The 473-nt window shown below is 66.6% G+C and carries 1 protein-coding gene; it reads left to right on the top strand.

Annotated features, from left to right (window positions below):
• Positions 1-473 (top strand): AMP-binding protein (locus tag DM374_RS32770; protein WP_157969824.1); only part of this gene is annotated, 473 nt, incomplete at both ends.

The raw sequence follows: 473 nt of genomic DNA, 5'->3' as shown, positions 1-473 counted from the left end.
GACTGGAACGACACGGCCGAGGCCTTCGCCGACGCACCGATTCATGACCTGATCGAGGCCCAGGTACAGGCCACGCCAGAGGCTGTGGCGCTGATCCTTGGCGAGCAGCAACTGAGCTACGCCGAGCTGGATCGTCAGGCCAATCGCCTGGCGCACCGCCTGCGCGAGCAGGGCGTGGGCCCGGACGTACTGGTCGGTATCTCGCTGGAGCGTTCGCTGGAAATGGTCGTCGGCCTGCTGGCGATCCTCAAGGCGGGCGGCGCTTATGTGCCGCTGGACCCGGCGTACCCGCGTGAACGTCTGGACTACATGCTGCGCGACAGCGGCATTCGCCTGCTGCTGACCCAGTCGTCGTTGCTGGCGCAACTGCCGGTGAGCGAGCAGGTTCGCAGCCTGGAACTGGACCTGCTGATCGACTGGCAGGACAGCACCGAGGTCGCGCCGCCGCAGGTTCATCTGCACGCGGACAACCT

Origin of the sequence: Pseudomonas huaxiensis (genome assembly GCF_003231275.1) — a bacterium.
Classification (GTDB): Bacteria; Pseudomonadota; Gammaproteobacteria; order Pseudomonadales; family Pseudomonadaceae; genus Aquipseudomonas; species Aquipseudomonas huaxiensis.
This window is presented reverse-complemented; position numbering and strand designations above follow the sequence as displayed.